We start from the raw sequence: 23137 nt of genomic DNA, 5'->3' as shown, positions 1-23137 counted from the left end.
ACCAATCCAAACAACTTGCAATCAAAATAGTAATATCATTTAGATGATATCATTTTGATTTGATCTATCGTAATTTACTGCTTAACTGAAAAGTAACTTACTTAGACAAGCTCACACCATGCTACTTATTCGCCCCTATACAAAAGCCACTGACACTTTGCCCAACTATCTACTCCGCTTAACTGCTGCTAACTATTATCAAAACTCGATGCAACTTTTGCGTGATGAGCATTACTTGTTAACCAACAACAGGCTACCGGGTAAAAAAATTTTCTTTGGTAATTTTAATCTTGATCGAGTAGCAAAGTTGGCAAATATTAATGCTGACCAATTAAGGGAGTTAAGCTTCAAGCATACATTTAGCACACGATGTTTAGCTTTCGGGCAAGAGTTTTTGACCAAGACAATTAACTTTTCTAATGTTCGAGTATGCCCTTTTTGCTATCAAGAACAACAATCGATTCCATTCGCTAACAGCTTGTTTGCCAAAACTTACTGCACAGAGCACAGTTGCTTGCTTCTATCTATTCACCCTCAGACAAGACGCAGACTCAATTGGGCTACTCACTTCCTTTGGCGCGATGCTTCTGATTGGAAACCTCAAGAATTGGTAAACGGCATTTGTGACGCTGAACTAGCAATAAACGAACAATTAGAAACGTTAACAAGAAATAAGTTAGTAATGGCGGACCAAGTTTTAGATCTTGCTGAGTACTGTGACTTGTTAGAGTTTTTTGCTAGGTTTCATCAGCTAGCTCATACTTCAAGCTGCAATTCAAAATATGATTTCAATACTTGCCGACATTATTACGCTCCTGCTCACTATTACTTAGCAAAATGGCCTGAGCGCTATTTTGAGTTACTAGAGCACTTTGAAACTCATCCAATGGCTTCTTCTCGCTTAACTGGAGTGCGTAAGTGCTTTAGAGATCTCTATGATGATCTTTACAGTCCTGAAAATAAAAACTCAGGCGCTTATAAATTGCTTAAATCAAGGTTTGAGCAGTATCTGAAAGATCATTATTCGACTGGTTTGTTGATGTCATCACTATCAATTGTTAGCGACGAAGTAAAAGCTGAGTCTAGCTACATGAGCAAAGAACAAATATCTAAGATATTAAACTGCCGCGTATCGAGAGTTAACCTTTATATACGGGAAGGCTTGCTATCAGTGAGTAATTCATTGATTAATGGCACCGATTTATTTCAACGAAAGGAAGTGTTGAAGCTTAAGACACAATTAAACGAATGCTTATCTCTAGAGCAATGTGCAAGATCACTATGCATAAGCACATATCACCTGAGACAACTACTGCGCTCTGGTGTTATTAAGCCATTGCTTATACCAAGTAAAAACAACCGTGATTGGCTGGTACAGATAACGCTAATTAAAAAAGTTATTAACAAGCTTAAAAGTCGTGCTGATAACAAAAATGATAATACTAAAAATAAGTCAGCAGTTAAGCGGTTTACATTCGCTAAATTCAACTTAGCTAACTTAATCTCAGAAATGCTTAACGGTAAAATTAAGTTTAACTTTGACCTAGATAAACACAACCCTTTATCGCTTAAGCAATTTACACCACATTTTGAGATTGCGGATGACAAAATAGAAGAATACATATCTCCAGCAGAAGCAGTACAACAGCTTGGTGTTAATAAAAATGCTATCTATGACTTCATAAAATTGGGCTATTTAAATTGCGATAAAATTCAAGTTAAGCGCACACCGCGCCCGATTAAAATGATACCTAAAAAGTCGATAGATAATTTTAAATCTAAGTATCGGCTATCAAGCCAACTTAAAAAATCTAGTGGGAAGTTAACGCTTGTATCTGGTCCTAGAGTTGATGGATGTTGCGTAAACCTTTATTCAGCTTAGATTGCCCTTGAAATCAATCACTATAGTTTTTGCCATATTCAATGGAACACTCTGTTTAAATACAAGGCTCGGATATTTATCGATGATAAAATTCTTAAACATCTTTGATTCAAACCCAAATAAATTATTCAGCCATGTTACGCCTACTCTCTGATCTTCAGTAAATTCACTTGTCAAAACAAAGGTTCTGATTGCAGACGTCATCATAGGAAATTTCTCATTACCAATATAACTCTTAAATTTAACTAACACCTTTCCTAAGTCATATAGTTTTTCTTCCAGAGCTAAATTAACGTAACGCCCGATAGCTGAGACTAATTTATTCTCATTTTCTACTAGCTCGGCAACCTGCATTTGGTGATGATACTTTTCTTCTATCGAATAAGCCTGTTTTTTTTTCCATAAAGCCTGACCATCTTGATAGATAAATGAGGAACACGCTTCAAGTTTAGTGTAAATAATCAATAGCTTATTAATTAAATCAACAGTTGTATCAAATATTTGATTTTGAGCTGCTCGTGCTAACTCAAGAGAAAAGCTGTCAGGTGCTACAACTTCAGTCTCAAACGTTGTAACTTCTTTAACGCATGAACCGCATTTACCTTGAAGAATCGTATTTTCGGTTATGGCGGAATTGCATTTGGAGCATTTATCAACTAAAAGAGTGTCATGTTTGGTGCAGACTAAATAGTATCTTAGTGCCCAAAGAGATAGGATTTTACCCTTATTTTCTGCGAAACAAAGTGGGCATACCTTTATTGACTTGTAATCAAAGTGTCGCTTGTCTTTATTATAAAATTGCCATTGGTCAAATAAATTAAAAACATTATCCATTCCAGTAACTGAATGTAAGTATGATGTCAGTAACTCTCGACTTTTAGCATCTCTTTGCCGAAGTGATATGCTTTGCTGAGAAAGGTGTTGCGACCAATGTTCAAATTGATAATGGTTGAACTTCGCGAGTCTTATGACATAACTTTGTAATGTTTCTTGTTCATCTGGATAAGGACGAATTAACATCATAGCACTCTATCCTAACGAAAAACTTTGGATAAATCGGCTTCATCTGACAGGGTGAAATAGACTCTAGTTTTTTTTCTGTCCTTAAAAAAGGTGTCCTCTTCCTCAGTTAAAAAGTGCTTCACTTGCAGAGTATCAATAGCGATATTATTTGATAAAGGGTTGTACTCTTCGGGTACACCTAGGTGCTTCCTTGCTGCCGCTAATAACCTATGCACACCAAGACTATTTTCATTTGCAAAAATTGCCTTACGAGCAGCAGGCTTTATAACTTTTTTCATCAGTTTGGATAAATTCCCACCAGTTAAAGTCATTAACCGCAAAGCAAATTGAGGGTCATCTAAGTTAGCTTTATTATCAAAAGGAAGCTGTTCATCAATTTGTCGTAGTAATTCTATCCATTCTGCAAAGCTTTCTTCTTCACGACCAAACGTATCAATATGATGTATATTGTCAAAGCGATTATTCAGTTCGCTGCTTCTTTTAATGATATCCAGACACCAAGGCATACCAAAAAGAACCACTGGTATTTTGCTTTGGTTGATAAGATTCTTTATCCAATCTGCGGCACCTGCTTTTTGATTATCATTGGAGACAGAAAACGCATGTTGAAATTCATCAATGAATATACACTGAGTTTTTAAATCTTTTATAAGCCCTACATATCGATCACCAAGTACAGAGCGAATACCTTTTTCGCCTTTTAAAGGGTCTCCTATATCTCGCAACATTTTACCGGGGGCCGCTCTAGGGTTTTTGTCGTCAGTTAAAGTAGTCGATACAATTGGAATAATCTCTTGTTCTTTTTCATCATCTCTATGTACAGTTTGAGGGTATTTACTTTTAAAATGCTCCATCAATGACGTTTTGCCAACACCACTTAGCCCCAGTATTAATGTGCTAATTGGTTGACTGACATAGTTAGATGCTTTTCCAACCAATATAGCTTCTTCAATATCTTCAATAATTTCATTTAATTGTTGGGTTTTGGCAAAAATTGTTTCTAATTGGGCAATTTTTTCTTCGATAATTTTATTTTCTGCCATCATTTTTATCCTTGAAGGCTGCAAGAAACTCTGAGTTTGATATTGGAGGGGTAATGTCCCCCTTAGGTGTACTTATCTTAGAAGGTCTGGATTTTTCGCTACTACTGTTAACTAGTGTATTCTCACCCACCTTATTCTGCCCCAGATCATTGAATCTAGCAGCCGCTTTGCTATGCGCTAATTTTTTCTTTCGACTAGACAAAACTGAATTATTAAAAATTTCTCTAATTTTTTGTCTAGCTAATGCTAGTGAAACTTCATCCGTTGATTCTTTTGCCAATTTATCCCTATATCTACGACAAATGTTATTTTGAAAGTAAGTTAACCCTTTGGTGTATTCTTGGTCTACCGCTTCAACTGGATAAAACTTTTCATCAGCGGGGTTCAAAACGTGAATGACAGATAAGTCTTCTCTGTTCCTTTTACAGGTTAATAATTGATTTCCATATTGTTTGCGAAGAGCTAACAAGAAACCGTTGTCATACTTTATGGTATCCCAGACGATTCCATCCCCCCGATTTGTTCTAGTTTTATTTTCAGATAAAGCTAAATCTAATTTTTTAGGAGGAATTGGTTCTATATCGACATATTTTTCTTCTAATTTCCACACTGCATAAGGTACAACCTTGTCTTTACCATGCGGTGAACGCATATATACATCCACTACCCAAACATAAAATGCCTCTAAAAAATCAGATAGTGAAATGACTGCATTTTTCTCAGGGTCATATTCATTTGAAACAAATAAATTTGAAAACACTTTTCCCGGTTTATTATCCAAAAACTTTTTATTTAATGTATAGAAAAAGCTTTCTACTGCACCTTTATACCAAGGCATCCCGGCTGGGTTCCCTCTTCCAGTAATATTAAGATCATATAGCGCATCTTCTAATAAATCGCTGTCAAATTCTTTTCCTCTATCATATGCGATCTCAATAAATGCACCTCTACAGGGCCAATCTCCTTCAACAGATGAAAACTGTTTGAGAAAAGCTGACTTATCTGAAATAGCATGTTTCATTGCCCTAGCCACGCTCACAAAGCTTGGCGACTCAAAGCCTATATAACAACCTAAAATACATTCAGATTTCTTGTCCAACACTGCGGAAACATATGGGCGACCTAACGGTAGAGCAGTAACGTCATCAACAACAAAGCAATCTCCTGTTGTATGATCTATTTCTGCTCGATCTAGGATATAGAGGGCTTCATCAGGTTTACGAGAAACCCTGTTCTTTTTAGATGCTTCCGACTTACCAACATATGCCTCCAATAGAGATGCAGGGGCTATCTTTTTGGCTCTTAAAATAAAACTTTGATAACTAAAAGAGGGTAATCGCTCGTCTTCTCTCTCTCCATCATCGATCTCTTTGTTGTGAAGGATAATTTGATCACTCAAATATTCATGTGCAGTTGTGAAAGTTGGCCTTGTTTTGTTTTTATACTCTTCAAGTGCTTCAACGATTAATTCTTCAATTTTGTTGGGCTTACGAGGTTTACGATTTCCTTTCTTCTTTGTTTGGGGTACTAGTCCCCTTATCCCATAAACATCATGTTGGTCTACCCACCTTTTTAATGTGCGCCAACTAATAATTTCATGACCTATTTCCATAGCTACATCAGCAATTAGATCTCTTATAGGCTTTTTATTAGAACAACCTTTAATGCCACTTTCTTGAAATGCTCTAACAAATTTAAACCTGTCACGAGCTATTTTTTTATCTTCCTCTGAATAACTGTGAAAATCTTTGGCGTTTTCAGAATGCAAGTCATTGTATCTAGGATCTGAAGAAACAACCTCCGCCCTTCCTAAAAAAAGAAGATCATTCAAATCACGTTTCGAATACTTTAGTTTGGCATTCGTGAACGTATCCTCTAGAAAAACGAAGTTTTGCTTGTTGATATTCGTAATTTGATATTGATGGTCATCCTTGATTATAAAATCACCTACGTTATAACTAGCCATTAGAGTTACTCCACAAAATCATCTCAGGCCCAAATGGTTCATCAAAGTCAGCTTCTAACACTTTGAAAAAAATTAATTGATAAATTTCTCCAATGCTGAGATCGGCTTCATTTATTAAGTCTTGGGCTGACATGCTTTCAAAATGGTGAAAAGCTTCCTTTACCTTAATAATTAATGAATGTTCTGGTTGCTCTCGTCTTTTTGCAGCGTAAACACGTTTCAAGTTTGATAGCCGAGGTTGTTGTCTTATAAATAAGTCATCTACAAGAATTAGCTCAATTCCAACATTTTGAGGAGGCCACTGTTTCGCTTCAAACTCTATACTGAAGTCATCAGCTAAATACTTTCTTTCCTTTATTTCGTAATAAACTATGGCTATACCACTATCTGTCTTCACCTGTACTTTGAAGTCTGGGGTGTAGCTGTGTCTACCATCTTCCATGTAATAGTAATAACCCAATGGTTGACACTGGTATTCAATAACATCGTCATCAAACTCTAAATAGTAACAAAAATCCTTTTCAAGAGTGCCCTCAGCAAGAACCACAGGTACATCACCTTTTATTGAAGGAAATTTACAAATAGTTTTCTTCTTGAGCTTATTGAGATCTCTTCTTTTTGAAATGTGTTGCATAAAGCTGATTGATGAATTGAGTTAATAGAAGATCTATAGGTGAGAAAAAAGTTGTTGTCAACATATGCTTTATTTTGACAACAACTTTTATAATTTTGACAGCTTTTGATTTAACTCATAAGCGCTAATTCCACTAGGTCGCCCTTGGCTTGTAACCAGTCTTTGCGATCGCCGGCACGCTTTTTAGATAACAACATATCCATCAACTCCATCGTTTCGGCATGCTCGTCAACCGTAAGCTGCACTAAACGACGAGTGTTTGGATCCATGGTGGTTTCACGCAGTTGCAGCGGGTTCATTTCCCCTAGGCCTTTAAATCGTTGTACGTTGACTTTACCACGTTTTTTTTCTGCTTCTATTCGGTCCAGTATGCCATCTTTTTCTGCATCATCTAAGGCATAAAACACTTCTTTACCGACATCAATACGATACAAAGGCGGCATAGCTACATAGACATGCCCGGCTTGTACTAAGGGTAAAAAATGTTGAGTAAATAATGCGCATAATAAGGTTGCTATATGTAGCCCGTCTGAGTCAGCATCGGCCAAGATACAAATTTTTCCGTAACGTAATCCTGATAAATCGTCTGAATCTGGGTCAATCCCCAGGGCAATCGAAATGTTGTGCACTTCTTGCGACGCTAATATTTGTCCAGACTCCACTTCCCAAGTATTTAGTATCTTGCCTCGAAGCGGCATAATGGCTTGAAATTCTCGATCGCGCGCCTGTTTAGCACTACCACCGGCTGAGTCCCCTTCCACTAGAAACAACTCTGACTTTGCACTGTCTTGGCTACCACAATCGGTCAACTTACCTGGTAGCGCGGGTCCTTGGGTGATTTTCTTTCGAATGATCTTTTTACTGGCGCGTAAACGCCGCTGTGCATTTGAAATACAAAGTTCGGCTAACGTTTCAGCAATGGCGGTATGTTCGTTCAGCCATAAACTAAATGAGTCTTTGACAACACCGCCAACAAACGCTGCGCACTGGCGTGATGATAATCGCTCTTTCGTTTGACCAGCAAATTGTGGATCTTCCATTTTTACCGATAAGATATAAGAGCATTTATCCCAGATATCGTCTGGCGTTAATTTAACTCCTCGTGGCAACAAGTTTCTAAACTCGCAAAACTCGCGCATTGACTCTAATAAGCCTTGTCGCAACCCGTTAACATGCGTACCACCTTGCACTGTGGGAATTAAGTTAACATAGCTCTCACCAACCGACTCCCCTCCTTCTGGCAGCCAAGTTACTGCCCAGTCAACGGCTTCATGTTGAGAGCTAAAACAACCAATAAACGGCTCTTCGGGTAAGCTTTGAAAGCCCTTCACTGACTCTTTTAAATAGTCGACTAAACCATCTTGGTAACACCATTGATATTTATTATCTTCATTTTTGTCATGAAATTTAATGGTAAGGCCAGGACAAAGAACGGCTTTGGCTTTTAATAAATGCACTAAACGACGGGCCGAAAATTTTACACTGTCAAAGTATTTAGCATCTGGCCAAAACTTTACCCGGGTACCTGTATTACGTCGCCCTACCGTGCCCGTTGCCCTTAACTCTTCAACTTTATGACCATGTTCAAACGCCATTTCATAAACTTTACTGTCTCGGCGCACCGCAACATCGACGCGAGTTGATAAGGCATTAACCACTGAGATGCCAACACCATGTAAACCACCTGAGAATTGATAATTTTTGTTGGAGAACTTGCCACCAGCGTGCAATTTACAAAAAATAAGTTCAACCCCTGATACACCTTCTTCGGGGTGAATGTCTATCGGCATGCCTCGACCATCATCAATGATCTCTAGCGATTGGTCTTTATCTAAAATGACGGTAATATTTTGGGCATGCCCTGCTAACGCTTCATCAACAGAGTTATCGATAACTTCTTGGCCTAAGTGATTAGGGCGGGCAGTATCTGTGTACATGCCCGGACGATGACGCACTGGGTCAAGGCCACTTAAGACCTCAATGGCATCTGAGTTATATTGTTCGCTCATTTAATAGTTCTGATCATTATTTAGCTAAGGTTAAGGTTAAATTGAAAAAAGATGCCGTATCATCCAAGGTTGCTGCGTAGTTAACAAAACTATGATCGCCACCTTGACTGATCTTTAACTGGCACTGGTGATATTTTTCAACTGCTTGTTGGTAATCTAACACTTCATCACCGGTTTGTACCATGACCAAGTAATTATTTTTTGATATCTTGACCTGCTCAAGTGCCTTTAAGTCGCTAATATGCTGCCTCTTAACTTGGTAGCGCTCTTGCGTATAAGGGTTTATTTGCGGGCCGATGTAGTCTTCTAGTAACTCATAAGGTTTCACTGCAGGGTTAATTAACACCGCTTTTAATTGATATTTTTCGGCTAAATAAGTCGCAAAATATCCTCCTAATGACGAGCCCATTAATAGCCACTTAGCGTTAGGCTCACTGGCAATAATGGCGTCTAACTGGTCAATAGCGGCGTTAGGCGACGTCGCTATTTGTGGGCAATAAAAGGTTATTTCAGGGTGATGTTGCTGAAAATAATGACGACTAAGCTCTGCTTTCATTGACTGGGGTGACGAGTTAAAACCATGAATATACAAGATATTGATCACTATGCTTTATTTCCTTTTATTAGACTTCAACATAACACACGGTTGTAGTTATTTGGCCACAATCTGCCAAGGTAAATAACCGAAAACCTGGCGGCTGACCATTGTTTTTCACACCGTCAGCTTGACGATCAAATTGTATTGAAGTTGCCGGGCAAGTATACAAATTAACGCTACGCTTAGGCAAGGTGATGGGTAAGGTTAGACCTTGATGAATATGACCACATGCAACCGCTTGAATTGATGGGTGGGCACTAAGAAACTGTTGAAACTCTAGTGGATTTTCTAAGCCATGACGATCAATAAAATACCCCGCATCAACCGCATGATGATGCATTAGCACCAGCTGAAATTTGTTCGGGTTAATCACGCTGTCAGCAAACTCTACTTGCGATTGCGCAAATACCCCTGCGGGTGTCGCACTTTTAGTCGCAAGTAATAAAAGTTGCCATTGCCCTCGCTCAATAAGTTTTTCTTTTCGAAACGGTGCTTTAGATAAATAACGCTCAAGTAGCTCAGGCTCATCATGGTTACCCGCCAAGAAATAAACCGGTAGATTAATCTTGCTCTCAGTAAAGGCTTGTACAAACAGTTGGTATGACGCATCACTATGATCTTGTGTTAAGTCACCGGTAAATACAATGGCATCAATGACCGGCTGATTTTTTATCGCCAGTAATACCGCCGTTAAATTTTCATAAACATTGGCCTGATGGTGGCAACCGCTACGCTGGGCAAATAGGTGGCTATCACTAATTTGCGCCAAAACAAAGGCTTGACTCATGAGAGCTTACTCAAGTTCACTTTTACTTGCCCTAACTGCAAGCACAACTGTAGCCATTCTTTCAAAAAATAATGTACTTGTTGCTTCTCGTCCGGCAAGTGCATGTGTTGATTCGGATAGTCATAACGAGGCTTAATGTTACTTACCCCTTGATTGCTGATAATTTCAACCATGCGCGCATCATGATATAAACGCAACTGCATAGACGGACGCAAGGCTGCTGACCAGCTGTAGCCGGTGAAATTGGCCATTTGCTCAATTGTGACTAGGCTAGTGTATTGGGTGACTTCCATCACCTGTAAATGGTAACTTAAAAAGTCTGATATAAAAAAACTCCGTCGCTGACCCACTTGCTCTTTATCGGCTAATAGCCGCAGCAGCAACATATAGTTAACCTCTGATAAGGCCATTAATGTTGGTAAATGAGGACGATATTTTTTAACCACAACAGCCATTTAGTTCCAGCTTGCTTTTAACTTTTCGAGGTTTAGAAACAACCATTGTAACGCAATTATGGTCGCGGCATTAGTGATCTTTCCTTGCGCCAATAAAATTTCAGCGGTTTGGCGCGAAACAGCATGTACTAAAATATCTTCATTTTCACTCGCTAAACCGTAGTTTCCGGCAACATCCGCGCTATCTACATTGGCACAATACAAATGTATGCACTCGCTACAACCGCCAGAACTTGATAGGTAATCCATCACTTTCACCACCTGCGAAGCGGCAATGGTTAAGTTGGCTTCTTCCTTGGCTTCTCTAATTGCAACATCTAGCGGCATTTCACCTTTTGTAAACATGCCGGCAATTAGCTCCAGTTGCCATGGTCCGCTATGGCTATTTAACGCCCCCGGTCGAAACTGCTCAATTAAAACAACGGCATCGGCTTTAATATCGTATGGCAATATCGCCACCGCATCACCACGTTCAAAAACCTCACGAGTGATGACTTTACTGTATCCGCCGCGGTATAATTTATGACGAAATTGGTATTCATCTAACGCAAAGAAGCCTTGATACTTTCTTGATTTATTTATCACTTCGACATCATCGCGGGTAAATTGGAGTAAGGGTGCGGGTTTAATAGCCATAGCTGCCTTGTCTTTGTGAACTGTTGCGAATTTCGAGATACACTAGCAGTTAATATTTTGTTACACTAGAATACTTTCCTAAACACTTATTTTATTTGGCTAATTCTTTAATGCCGTTAAGATAGTTACAATAAAAAATAAAACGGATACTGAACTGGCTAGCAAAGTTATCAATTTAGTATATGTTCATTATGACAGGAACCGCCTTAATATGAAAAAAACAATAACCGCACTACTTATTGGTTTTACCTGTGCTGCAAGTAGCACGTTCGCACATGCCGAAGATCTCTTATCTGTCTATCAGCAAGCACAAGCCAATGACCCGGTTGTTCTGAGAGCGCAGGCACAATTTCAAGCCTCTAAAGAAGGTATAGAGCAAGCTGGAGCAGTATTATTGCCGCAATTAAGCGCATCGGCCAGTTATAGCAAAAGTGAAAATGAATTTATTCCTACTTCAGATTCTGGGCAATCTTTAGGGCAAATTCTAACCAATAAAAGTGATACCACACGTTATGGTATCAACTTAGAAATGCAGCTCTACCACCATAACTCGTGGTTAACGCTCGATAACGCGAAAAAACGAGCACACCAAAGTGATGTTGCTTACCAACTGGCCAAACAAGACTTAATCGTTCGCGTCACGCAAGCTTATTTTAATGTGTTAAGAGCAAAAGATGATTTAGAGTTTTCTATTGCCGAAAAAACCGCGATTGAACGTCAGCTAGAACAAACCAAACAGCGTTTCTCGGTTGGCTTAACGGCAATTACCGATGTTCATGAAGCCCAAGCCCAGTTCGATAATGCTATTACGGCGGAAATTCGTGCTGAAAACAACGTTTATAACGCTGAAGAAGCGCTACGTTTGATCACCAATGTCTACCCGCGTGATTTAAATCCGTTAAATACCGACCGCTTTACCACCTCACGCCCATTTCCTGATAGTGCTAATGAGTGGCAACAAACCGCTGAGGCGAAAAACCTAGAGCTAATTGCAGAACGGATCAATATTGATATCGCCAAAGAAAATATCAATATTGCAAAAGCGGGTCATTACCCAACCTTAAGTTTGTCAGGGAGTTATGGTAGTAGCGACCAAGATAACGAAGTCAATGGCGTTGACTTTAATAACCCAGCGCTCGATAGCCACTCTATTGGCATCTCGCTCAATGTGCCTATATATTCTGGTGGAGCAGTGACAAGCCGGGTACGCCAAGCACAAAACAATTATGTTGCCGCGAGTCAAACAATGGCACAAACCCATCGCAATGTCGTGCGCAATACTCGCAACGCCTACAACACTGTCATTGCTGCAGTGTCAGCAATTAAATCGTTAGAGCAATCTGAAATCAGTGCCCAAAGTGCGCTAAAAGCCACTGAAGCTGGCTTTGAAGTTGGTACGCGTACCATTGTCGATGTGCTAAACAGTACCAGAAACCTCTACAATGCTAAACGTAATTTATCGTCTACCCGCTATGACTATATTGAAAATGTCTTAGCACTAAAACGCGCAGGCGGCACAATTACTGAGCAAGACTTAAAAGATATTAATCAAGGTTTAGTCGCTGAATAACCACCTTAGCGCACACAATCTATCCAGCAAAAAGGGAGCTAAATAGCTCCCTTTTTATTCTGCCGACTATCAACAATTGATGTCTTAACTCGCAGCAATCATTAATACGCATTAAAACATGCAAACGTCTACCATTTAATTTTGGCGTTAGAGATAGCCAATAATAAAGCTAAAGTAACGATGATCAATATCGAATGCATAACAAGCCAAAGACCGCCAATAATAATGACCGCTATAGTAGCATAGCGAATAATACCCCATACAATAACCAAAATAGCGCTGACAATTTCGCCAATAGAGTGTCCTTGATTCATCATTGTTTATAGTCCTTTATTTATTAATTTTGCCAGAATGGGTAACTATTACATATCAAGAGCACCCATTTAAAGCGACTTACCCCAGAGCTAAGCATTCAGCCCTTAGTCTTCTTTTTTGATGGCATTGATAATTTTTGTTGTTGAGATACCATCTTCAAAGTTGAGCACTTTTACTTCCCCGCCTGCGGCAATAACTTCAGCGCCACCGGCAATATCTTCAACTTTGTAATCACCACCTTTAACTAAGGTATTGGGTAAAATGTCAGCAATTAAACGCTGCGGTGTATCCTCACTAAAGGCAACGACCCAATCAACCGCTGCTAAACCTGCTAATACCGCCATACGCCTTTCTAACGGATTAACAGGGCGTCCAGCACCTTTTAAGCGCGTTACCGAAGCATCATCATTAACGGCAACGATCAAGCGGTTGCCTAACGTATGAGCACTATTTAAATACGAAACATGGCCAGCATGCAAAATATCAAAACAACCATTCGTCATAACAATTTTTTCACCGCGCGCTTGTGCTAATTGCACAGCAATTTTTAATTGCTCTGGTGACATCACCCCAAAGCCACTTTCTTGTCCAGACGACAACTCTGCCATTAATTCTGCTTCACTGACGGTCGAGGTACCTAGCTTGCCAACGACAATACCTGCCGCTAGATTAGCTAAAGCACTGGCTTGGTCAAACTCAGCTTTCGCAGCAATAGCTAATGCTAAGGTTGCAATTACTGTGTCACCCGCACCGGTAACGTCGTAAACCTCTTTTGCCTGTGTCGGCAAATGAAATTCCGCTTGGTTATGGCGCAACAACGTCATTCCCTGCTCGCTGCGAGTGATCAACATCGCGGTTAAGTCTAACTCACTTAATAAGGCCTGACCTTTACTCACTATCTCGGCTTCGCTGTTACAAGCACCAACCACAGCTTCAAATTCTGCTAAATTTGGCGTAATCAAGGTAGCACCACGATAACGTGAAAAGTCTGTTCCTTTAGGATCGACTAACACGGGTACTTGCTGCCGCTTGGCCGCTTCAATTAATGCTTGTACATCAGATAAGGTACCTTTGTTGTAATCTGACAACAAGAGTAAATCATGCTGTGCCACTAATGCTTCAGTGCGTTCACGCAAGGACGTTTTATCAAAAGCTTGAAACGACTCCTCAAAGTCTAAACGTAGCAATTGCTGGTTACGGCTGAGGATACGCAATTTGGTGATGGTAGGGTGCTGCGTCGAGGCAATAAATTGACAATCAATTTTCATGGCGCTGAGCTGAGTTGCTAATGTGTTCGCGGCTTCATCTTGCCCGGTAATGCCCAATAATGTCACTTGTCCATTTAATGACGCTATGTTCAAGGCAACATTGGCCGCGCCGCCAGGGCGGTCTTCATCTTGGTGTATTTTAACTACCGGCACGGGTGCCTCAGGTGAAATACGTTGGGTTGGCCCATACCAATAGCGATCTAGCATGATATCGCCAACAACTAAAACACGCGCTTGCTCAAAAGCGGGAATATCTACTTTCATCCTGTGCCCTATAACAGATATAATAGTAAATATTGTATCACAAGCACTTCCTTGAGTTGAAATCATCCCGTGAGTAAAAATAAAGTTTTACAGCCAAATTTTAAAATGTCCTTTCTGTTACCTAAGTATTGGCCGACATGGGTTGGGGTTTTTATCCTCTATACCATTTCATGGCTGCCCTATCGGTTACAACTTTTGCTCGGCAAGATGATAGGTCGTTTACTCTTTAAAATAGGCTCAAGTCGTAAGAAAGTGGCATTGCGCAATTTAGAGCTTTGTTTTCCAGACATGTCTGATGCCGAGCGGCAGATAATGCTAAAACGTAATTTTGAAAACACTGGTATAGCATTATTAGAGACGGGAATGGGTTGGTGGTGGCCCGACTGGCGCGTTAAGCGTAAAACTAAAGTTATAGGGCTTGAACATATAGCAGCAGCGCAACAACAAGGCAAAGGCGTACTTTTATTGGCTATGCACTACCTGAGCGCAGAAATTAATTGTCGCGGTATCGGTACCGAACATCCTATGGTGGTATTTTATCGACCACATAACAATCAGTTGATGGAATACTTTCAATTTCGCGGTCGCGGTCGTTCTAATAAATACATGTTAGGTAAGCGTGACGTCAAAGGTTTGCTAAAAGCTTTACAAGACGGTGAAGCTTGTGTGTATTTGCCTGATCAAGATTATGGTCGAAATCGCAGCGTTTTTGTGCCATTTTTCGCGGTACCTGATGCCGCAACCACCACAGGCACCTTAATTTTTGCACGACAAAAAAATTGCCAAACCCATATGTTAATTCCTACCCGCAACGATGACGGCAGTGGTTATACATTAGAGATAAAGCCAATGTTAGAAAACTTTCCGTCCGGCGACGATGTAGCGGATGTCACTCGAATTAATCAAGAATTAGAAAAAGCAATCTTGGTTAAACCAGAGCAGTATATGTGGTTACATCGACGTTTTAAAACACGGCCCAATGAGCACGACCCTTCATTGTATAAATAGTGATAGTTGGTTATGGTATGACATAGGAACTAAAATTAACGATATTAAACATTTATGAACTTTTGGATACGCAACATTGTTTTGGCTGTGATTTTATCCGCCTTAGCAATCGCCTTACTGTACAACCAAGACCTCTTGTTTTCTATGAGCCAAGAGGCGGCGGATGACATCATGGCAGCTGACTCGCATCAACATACCCAGCAGCAAACGCCGACTAAGCCCATAGCGCCCGTCACTGAAAGTAGCAAACCCAGCAAGCGTAAAAATGCTGCGGCGGAAGGCTTATCCCGCTTTTATGCAAATTTACATGGCGATATGAATGCTGATGGTCCAAAAATTCGTAATAATATTGTTTATTTACCTGAGCCTAGTGGCGACTTAGTACAACAACTTGAAGCCAAGCGCATGACCACAAGGCCCTTACCTAAAACTTGGTTAGGCAGTACTGACAACCACCCGTTTCGCCAAGGTGAAACCTTACTGCAAAAGTTGTCTGAATACGCACAGCAAAATGGTCTTGAAGTCATTTGGTGGCTTAACCTAGACTTTTTAGTGAAAGATCCGTTTCGAGTTAACAAAAATATTATTACCACTGCCTACCAAGTGGGAAAAGCCATTGAAGGACACTTTCAAAACGGCCTAACTATTTATTTCTGTTATCAACAACGCACCATAGTTTTAATCGAACATGACATTGACTACTTAGCACGAGAGTGTTTGCTGTTGCCGCAATAAAGCCATCAAAGCAATTGCGCTCAATGTAATGTCCGACTATTTATCAGCTTGCAAAAGTTGCTTAACAACCACCATCACGTCACTGTGCTGATCAATAAAAGTTTGCTGCGCTATCATCGCCGGCATATTTTTTAACGTGGCATGATGACCAAAGTCGCGTAATTGGCAATAATTTGTCTCTAACGTTTGTTGCTGCGTTTGATTTATAACACCAACATTCGCTAAATATTTTAATAAATTGATATTATCGGAATAACAGCTTAAGTTAGGATGCTCGGCACAATGCGCTAAGACTAAATACTGTACTAGAAACTCAATATCAACTAGCCCTCCTCGCCCTTGCTTTATATCAATTAACCCTTCACTCGATTTATCTAAATGCTGACGCATTTTTAGACGCATTTTTGTCACATCTTCGCGTAAACTTACTTTATCGCGTTCCTTCATTAACACGCGACGTTTAATGTCATTAAACGTTGCAGTTAAGGTTGAGTGCCCATAAATTACCCGCGCACGCACTAAGGCTTGATGCTCCCATGTCCAGGCATCCTGCTCTTGATATTGCGCAAAACTATCAATATGAATCATCAACAAACCCGCATTACCTGAAGGCCTTAAACGCATATCAAGTTCGTATAAAATACCGTTGTTCATGCGCGTATTAAATAAGTGCATCATACGTTGCGCTAATTTTAAATAAAATTGCCCAGCGGTGATCGCCTTCGCTCCTGTGGTCATGGCATTTAAATTGGCATCATGCACAAAAACTAAATCTAAGTCTGAGCTATAGCCAAGCTCTATGCCACCTAATTTACCATAACCAATAATGGCAAAACCTTTGTCTAAAGTATCGACTTTACTGCTAGGTACGCCAAAGCGCAGCACTACCTGCTGCCAAGCTAAATTGGCCACTTCTGCAATAATCGCTTCAGCCAGCGCAGTTAAATGATCACTGACCTTAGTAATGGCTAAGATGCCGGTAATATCGGCAGCAGCAATACGCAATTGTTTGGCTTGTTTAAACTCGCGCAGCGTGATCATTTGTGTTTCTTGATCATCCTCAGGTACGCGCAACATAATTTCGCGCAATTCGGCTGCATAAGAGGACAGCAAAGGCGGCTGATGAAATAATTTAGGGTCGATCAGCTCATCGAGCAAGATGGGAAACTTGGCAATATGCTCTGCCACCCAACTACTGTTATCACATAAATGAATTAATTGTTTTAGCGCACCTTCATTTTCAAATAGTAACTCTAAATAAGCCGTACGCGTTGCTATGGTTGTCAGCACAGTTAAAACCCGTGCCAGCGTCTGGTCGGTTAACTTCATTTCCGCAAGGTGCCATAGCAACGTTGGTACCAGTTTATCCAATACTTGCCGGCCACGGTTGCCCATGCTGCGCTTAGACATTTCCTGCCTAAAGTCGCGTAACGACATCCAAATAGTTTCACTTTGCCAATAATGATCGCCATCCGCCATCACAACTAATTGCGGCGCTTGCTCAATCCAAGCAATCGCTTCTTCATCGCTCCACTGACTATCCCATAAGGTACTCCAATATTGATCAATGGCTTTGCGGTTCGGGCTTTCTTCGCCGATCAACTCATCGAACTCTCGATGAACACCTTGCATGTGCATAGCAAGCTGCTCTATAAAAGCCGGCCAATCAGCACACTCTGGCGCCGCCAATGCGGCTAAGATCCGTGCTTGGTCCAAAGCATTGTCTGGCAAAGTTTGCGTCTGTTGATCGTTTAGGGCTTGCATGATGTTTTCTACCCGTCGTAAAAATCGATAACTGGCGGTTAATATCTGTGCACTGTGCTGACTAATTTCACTGTGCTTTACCAGTAATGGCAGAACTGTTAATAAATTTCTATGCTGTAACTCTCTAACTCGCCCACCACGGATCATTTGAAAGACTTGTACGATAAACTCTACTTCTCGAATGCCACCAGCGCCCAACTTAATATTATTTTTCAACTGTTTCCGCCGCACTTCTTGCGCTATCATGGCTTTCATACGGCGCAAACTATCAATGACACTAAAATCGATATACCGCCGGTATACAAACGGGCGTAACATATTGGATAATTGCCCATGATATTTGCCTTCACCGATTAATCTCGCCTTTAACATGGCATAGCGTTCCCAATCGCGACCTTGATCTTGATAGTAATTTTCCAGTGCATTAAATGACATCACCAAAGGTCCACTTTCACCAAAAGGACGTAAACGCATATCAACACGATAAACAAAGCCATCAGCCGTTTGCTGATTTAACGCCGTGATCAACTTTTGCCCTAAACGAGTGAAAAACAATTGATTATCAATACTGCGCCTTAATCCCTGTGTTTCACCCGCCTCTGGATAGGCAAAAATTAAGTCTATATCTGAGGAAAAGTTTAATTCTTTACCGCCTAACTTGCCCATGCCATAAACCAGTAGACTTTGCCTTTCACCGGCAGAATTTACCGGCACGCCCCATTTGCTATGACAAAGTTTTTCTAGCCAATGATTGCTCGCAATTATAATGTTGTCGGCCAAGGAGGACAGCCGCTGCAATGACTCATCGAGACTACGCTTGAGTAATAAATCCCCAACGGCAATATCAACCATGTGTTCTAATCTAAATAATCGCAAGCATTGATGTAATTGCGCTTCACTGCTGCACAATTGCAGCTTTTCGCTGAGTAGTTGCTTATAATTTGGGGCCTTTTCTGCTAGTAACTGCTCACTAGCGAAAAGCTTGATCACTATCTCAGGCGCTTGTATGGCGCTACGCAATATAAAGTCACTTAACATGATGGCATTTTTAAACAAAGCCAATTGCGCTGCTGTCAGTTGCTCTGCACTGTTGGGATGTTGCTGTGAAAATTGCTGCCAGCTTTTTTCCTGCTGCTCGGCAAGTAAGGGAGAGTGTAGCAAAGGCGATGAATTAGGCACGTTGTTCCTCGATAATACCAAAATGGCAAGCTAAGCTCATAGCGTAATATATTTAACACACTAATTTCACTTAATCTTGGTAAAAAAATAGACATAATATGTCGTAAGTGATATTAATACATGATCACCATAGCATTTTTGAGGACTCTATGGCAGAAGTGCAGCCCCTTAAATCAATTATACTCTTATTTACACTCATGCTTTTTGCTTGCACAGATCCAGTAAAAGAGCAAATTACCCAGCAAATCCCGCTTACGGAACAACGTATTGACTTGTTAGCACAAGCCTTAGCAAACGGCCAAGTACGCAATGCTAATTTAATTAAACAATACGCGGCAAGGCTCAAACAAGAAAAGCCCAGTTATAAGCCGCTGATTGATGAATTTTTAAAAGATGCTACCAGCCAAGGACCAATGTTTTTAGCCTTGGTTGATCGACTCAATACGGTAAAGAATCAACCGCAAATGTTTGCGAATTCACAAGCCGTATACGAGGAGCTGTTAAATCTTTACCAAGCAGCCGATCCGGTTTTATTTTCCGACGCATTAAGTGATCCTTTAAATGTCTTAGCAGATATGTCAGAGGGCAAACTCCCCCGCGTTAATGCCATGTCAAAAGCGCAAAGTCTTGCCGCTAACAAGGCCCAAGACTTTGGTGTGGGTGAGCAACTCATTGGTAACCCAGCCTACGGCAGCTGGACCACAGGTGCTAATGGCATGTCATTTTGGGCTTGGTATGGAATGTACGCCATGATGGGGGATTTATTTGGCTCTCGTCGCACATCTTATAGTGATTGGGGCCGCGGCCGTAACTACAGTTACTATAATGATTATGGTCGCAAACGCTATAGCTCACCCAGCCAATTACGTCAACAAACCGACTTAGACACACGCACACGAAAGTCTTTTCAACGCCGTGGTGAGAAATTCACTAGCGCTTACAGTAAAAATAGAACCGGCGCATCTAGCATATCGAGCCAAAGCAAAAGTGCACAAAGCAGCGCTAATCGCTTTGCCCGTCAAGCAAGTAATAAAAGTGCCTATGCAAAGGCAAATAAAAACGCAAAAAATGCGAGTTTTAGAAACAGTAGAAGTACAACCTCACGCAGTTTTAGACGTGGTAAGTAGGAATTGATATGAATACAATGATTGAATTAACTGGCCTCAACCAAGAGCTATTAGTGTTTTTGGCCATCGACATTACAATTGCCATTATTTTACTTGGCGCCATGCGCTTTATTAGCGGCGTATCTGCAAAGGTTAACTCGACCGACGAGCTTGCCAAAGAGGATAACTTTGCTTTTGGTATCAGTGTAGCAGGTAGTGTGGCTGCGCTAGGTATTGTACTTACCGGAGCAATTAGCGGCGAAAGCGCCGATAGCTATTTAATGGAAATGATTGGCATGGCAAGCTACGGAGTTTTTGGTCTAATACTGATTAAAATTGGCCGTATCTTCCATGATCGCCTCGCTTTAAACCAAATCGACAAAACAACAGAAATTAAAGCCCGTAATATCGCGGTAGGCATTGTTGATGCAGCAGGTGCTATCGCCACGGCAATTGTTATTCGCGCGGTATTGCTCTGGGTATATGGATTAGATATCAACACCTTTATTGCCATTAGTGCTGGGTTTATTGTTTCTCAAGCTATGTTGGTATTAGTAACGCGATTGAAAGAACACCAGTACGCGGCTAATAATGCCAATAACAGCATGCAAAATGCGTTTGCTCAAGGGCAAGTTGCCTTAGCAATTCGCTATGCAGGCCAAGTTATTAGCACCGCGTTGGCCGTTACCGCTGCCAGCCACTTCCTCACTTATAGCCCTGATACCTTAATGGTTAATTTAATGGCTTGGTTGCTGTTTGGTATTGTCATGACTTTGCTGGTGGCTATTTTAACGACCATTGCCAAGCGCTTAGTATTGATGGGCATCAATTTGGTTGAGGAAGTTGATCAACAACATAATATTGGTGTCGCCAGCGTTGAAATGGCTATCAGTATTTCTATCGCCCTCATTTTAACAGCATTAATGGCGTAGTATTCATTACCACTAACTTGCATCTTCAAGCCCTGCCCTTGGGCTTGAATATTCCCCTTGTCATTTATCAGCGATAAAAAAACATGGTTGAAAACCACAGCTTAGCAAGCACTAACAACCGCAATAAACGCCTGCTCTGGGACGATATATTATTAATTTTAACTATGGCGGTATTAGCAGGTTGCGGCTTAGTTTACGAATATTTACTGTCCCACTACGCTGGCCGTGTACTTGGCATTATGGAAAGCACAATTTACGCCATGATAGGCCTTATGATTGTTGCTATGGGCTTAGGTGCCTTTGCCGCACGCAAAGTAACATGTGCCTTTAACGGCTTTGTTTGTCTTGAGCTTATTATTGCTTTTCTGGGCAGCAGCTCCATCTTGATCATTGGTGCGCTTATTGCACTTACCCAAACCTTTCCTGAGCTGTTGGGCACTATGTTTAACCTACCCCCCGACGCCTATCCACGCGGTGGTTTGTTTAAACAGTTGAGCTTTATTGCCTTTAACAGCCCTTACTTTTTTGGTCTAATTTTGGGTTTTTTTATTGGTATGGAAATTCCGCTTATTGCCCGCATTCGCGAAGAAATTCATCAAAAGCATTTAAAAAATAACCTCGGCACTATTTATGGAGCTGACTATGTTGGTGCTGGCATTGGCGCAGCGATATGGGTGGTGTTCTTATTATCGATAGATATCAGTAAAGCTAGCGCGTTAACGGCGGCCTTAAACCTAATTGCTGGCAGCATTTTTATCATTTACTACTGGCAAAAGCTCACCTGGCGCAAAACCTTAATTAGCGCCCACGGTGTGTTGTTTTTAATGATCCTTGCCATTTATCAGTACGGTAACAGTTGGTTAAGCCAAATGAGCAACCTACTGTATCTTGATAAAGTGGTATATAGCGATAAAACGCGTTATCAACAATTAACTTTTACTCAGCGCAATATGGGGCCGTTACAAGGCAATATCATTAATTTTTATTTAAATGGCCGTTTACAATTTTCCTCATCTGACGAGTTTATTTACCATAGCTATTTAGTCAGCCCTGCCTTAGCTGGCTCGGCGCGTCATGATAATATTCTCATTATCGGGGGCGGTGATGGCTTAGCGCTGCGCGACGTTCTAACTTGGCCTGTTAAAAAGGTTACCTTAGTCGATTTAGATGCTGAGCTAATCGCGCTATTTAAAGCACCTCATGAAAAACTGCCTCGGCCATTAGCTGACGCTATCAGCACGTTAACCGCAGCCAGTTTACAAGATCCACGTGTAGAAATTATTGCCGATGATGCCTTTATTGCAATCGACAAGTTACTGCAAAACCAACACAACTACGATGCCATTATTGTCGACCTACCAGATCCGAGCCATCCGGATCTTAATAAGCTTTATTCGGTTAACTTTTATGCGCGATTAAAACAATTACTGGTGGGCGACGGATTAATCACTATTCAGTCTGCAAGCCCTTATCACGCCAAAAGTGCTTTTATCGCTATTGGCAAAACCGTTAAAGCGGCAGGATTTTCAAGTGTGCAACAGTATCACGACAATGTGCCTAGCTTTGGCGAGTGGGGCTGGACAATCGCTAGCAAAGCCGGCGCGGCACCTCTACGCCGTTTACAGCAATTGCCTGAATTGCCAATCCAACACCATTGGCTAAGCTTGGCAATGATGATCAATGCCTTTGAGTTTTCGCGAAACTTTTACCAACATAGCGACAGCGTGCCGATTAACTACCTTGGCAGCCATGTTATCTATCAGCTACATCAACAAGCATGGCAAGATCAACAAGGATTGAATGATGCCCATTTACAGTCTGGCACTATACGCTAAGCTGTAGTGAGAAATTAAAATTAGCACTTGACATAATATGTCACGATGATAAATTAACCCAACTCGACATAATATGTCGTTGCGTAACTAGCCTAACCACGACTTGTTACGTTATTTACTAGAACATA

Annotated in this window: 19 protein-coding genes; 7 read left to right on the top strand and 12 right to left on the bottom strand. The window is 40.8% G+C overall.

The window, feature by feature from the left end:
- The first annotated feature begins 118 nt into the window (after nt 1-118).
- The gene (locus B6K83_RS04805; protein ID WP_085283797.1) at nt 119-1882 is read left to right on the top strand and encodes a TniQ family protein; all 1764 of its coding nucleotides are present in this window, start codon (nt 119-121) and stop codon (nt 1880-1882) included.
- Here the strand turns inward: B6K83_RS04805 and B6K83_RS04800 are convergent.
- From B6K83_RS04800 to B6K83_RS04760, 9 genes are all read right to left on the bottom strand, one after another.
- Nucleotides 1874-2905, bottom strand: a complete 1032-nt coding sequence (locus tag B6K83_RS04800; protein ID WP_085283795.1) for a TniQ family protein — start codon at nt 2903-2905, stop codon at nt 1874-1876. The two genes, B6K83_RS04805 and B6K83_RS04800, sit on opposite strands and share 9 nt — an antisense overlap.
- A gap of 11 nt (nt 2906-2916) precedes the next feature.
- Nucleotides 2917-3951 carry a TniB family NTP-binding protein gene (locus tag B6K83_RS04795; RefSeq protein WP_085283793.1) on the bottom strand — a complete coding sequence of 345 codons (1035 nt, stop codon included), beginning with the start codon at nt 3949-3951 and terminating at the stop codon, nt 2917-2919.
- Nucleotides 3935-5914: a COG3415 family protein gene (locus tag B6K83_RS04790; RefSeq protein ID WP_085283791.1), complete on the bottom strand. Its 1980-nt coding sequence runs from the start codon at nt 5912-5914 to the stop codon at nt 3935-3937. Before B6K83_RS04790 ends, B6K83_RS04795 begins: the two co-directional genes overlap by 17 nt.
- The gene (locus B6K83_RS04785) at nt 5907-6548 is read right to left on the bottom strand and encodes a TnsA endonuclease N-terminal domain-containing protein (protein ID WP_085283789.1); all 642 of its coding nucleotides are present in this window, start codon (nt 6546-6548) and stop codon (nt 5907-5909) included. The genes B6K83_RS04790 and B6K83_RS04785 overlap by 8 nt, the downstream gene beginning before the upstream one ends.
- Nucleotides 6549-6658: 110 nt before the next feature.
- A complete protein-coding gene (parE, locus tag B6K83_RS04780) occupies nt 6659-8557 on the bottom strand; it encodes a DNA topoisomerase IV subunit B (RefSeq protein WP_085283787.1) in 1899 nt (632 codons plus the stop codon).
- Nucleotides 8558-8573: 16 nt separating this feature from the next.
- Nucleotides 8574-9161: a YqiA/YcfP family alpha/beta fold hydrolase gene (locus B6K83_RS04775; RefSeq protein ID WP_408607175.1), complete on the bottom strand. Its 588-nt coding sequence runs from the start codon at nt 9159-9161 to the stop codon at nt 8574-8576.
- A gap of 19 nt (nt 9162-9180) precedes the next feature.
- Entirely contained in the window at nt 9181-9942 is a 762-nt protein-coding gene (locus B6K83_RS04770; protein WP_085283785.1) for a metallophosphoesterase, read from the bottom strand.
- Entirely contained in the window at nt 9939-10397 is a 459-nt protein-coding gene (locus B6K83_RS04765) for a DUF1249 domain-containing protein (protein ID WP_085283783.1), read from the bottom strand. Before B6K83_RS04765 ends, B6K83_RS04770 begins: the two co-directional genes overlap by 4 nt.
- A complete protein-coding gene (locus B6K83_RS04760; RefSeq protein ID WP_085283781.1) occupies nt 10398-11033 on the bottom strand; it encodes an NUDIX domain-containing protein in 636 nt (211 codons plus the stop codon).
- Between the two features lie 211 nt (nt 11034-11244).
- Here B6K83_RS04760 and tolC point away from each other — a divergent pair, with 211 nt between their 5' ends.
- Complete coding sequence (gene tolC, locus B6K83_RS04755) at nt 11245-12603, top strand: outer membrane channel protein TolC (protein WP_085283779.1); 1359 nt, start codon at nt 11245-11247, stop codon at nt 12601-12603.
- A gap of 128 nt (nt 12604-12731) precedes the next feature.
- Here tolC and B6K83_RS04750 read toward each other — a convergent pair whose 3' ends face one another.
- Nucleotides 12732-12920: a hypothetical protein gene (locus B6K83_RS04750; RefSeq protein ID WP_085283777.1), complete on the bottom strand. Its 189-nt coding sequence runs from the start codon at nt 12918-12920 to the stop codon at nt 12732-12734.
- A gap of 102 nt (nt 12921-13022) precedes the next feature.
- Nucleotides 13023-14450: a bifunctional D-glycero-beta-D-manno-heptose-7-phosphate kinase/D-glycero-beta-D-manno-heptose 1-phosphate adenylyltransferase HldE gene (hldE, locus tag B6K83_RS04745; protein WP_085283775.1), complete on the bottom strand. Its 1428-nt coding sequence runs from the start codon at nt 14448-14450 to the stop codon at nt 13023-13025.
- Between the two features lie 69 nt (nt 14451-14519).
- Here hldE and lpxL point away from each other — a divergent pair, with 69 nt between their 5' ends.
- Nucleotides 14520-15458: an LpxL/LpxP family Kdo(2)-lipid IV(A) lauroyl/palmitoleoyl acyltransferase gene (lpxL, locus tag B6K83_RS04740; RefSeq protein WP_085283773.1), complete on the top strand. Its 939-nt coding sequence runs from the start codon at nt 14520-14522 to the stop codon at nt 15456-15458.
- Between the two features lie 54 nt (nt 15459-15512).
- Nucleotides 15513-16193, top strand: a complete 681-nt coding sequence (locus B6K83_RS04735) for a TcpQ domain-containing protein (RefSeq protein ID WP_085283771.1) — start codon at nt 15513-15515, stop codon at nt 16191-16193.
- A 36-nt stretch (nt 16194-16229) separates the two neighbouring features.
- Here the strand turns inward: B6K83_RS04735 and glnE are convergent, their stop codons facing one another.
- A complete protein-coding gene (gene glnE, locus B6K83_RS04730; RefSeq protein ID WP_233143795.1) occupies nt 16230-19136 on the bottom strand; it encodes a bifunctional [glutamate--ammonia ligase]-adenylyl-L-tyrosine phosphorylase/[glutamate--ammonia-ligase] adenylyltransferase in 2907 nt (968 codons plus the stop codon).
- Nucleotides 19137-19285: 149 nt separating this feature from the next.
- Between glnE and B6K83_RS04725 the strand changes: the two genes are divergently transcribed.
- From B6K83_RS04725 to B6K83_RS04715, 3 genes are all read left to right on the top strand, one after another.
- Nucleotides 19286-20263, top strand: a complete 978-nt coding sequence (locus tag B6K83_RS04725; protein ID WP_085283769.1) for a hypothetical protein — start codon at nt 19286-19288, stop codon at nt 20261-20263.
- A gap of 8 nt (nt 20264-20271) precedes the next feature.
- Complete coding sequence (locus tag B6K83_RS04720) at nt 20272-21174, top strand: DUF350 domain-containing protein (RefSeq protein ID WP_085283767.1); 903 nt, start codon at nt 20272-20274, stop codon at nt 21172-21174.
- A gap of 83 nt (nt 21175-21257) precedes the next feature.
- A complete protein-coding gene (locus tag B6K83_RS04715) occupies nt 21258-23009 on the top strand; it encodes a polyamine aminopropyltransferase (RefSeq protein WP_085283765.1) in 1752 nt (583 codons plus the stop codon).
- The last annotated feature ends 128 nt before the right edge of the window (nt 23010-23137 follow it).

Source organism: Colwellia chukchiensis (genome assembly GCF_002104455.1).
In the GTDB taxonomy this organism is placed as follows: domain Bacteria; phylum Pseudomonadota; class Gammaproteobacteria; order Enterobacterales; family Alteromonadaceae; genus Cognaticolwellia; species Cognaticolwellia chukchiensis.
This window is presented reverse-complemented; position numbering and strand designations above follow the sequence as displayed.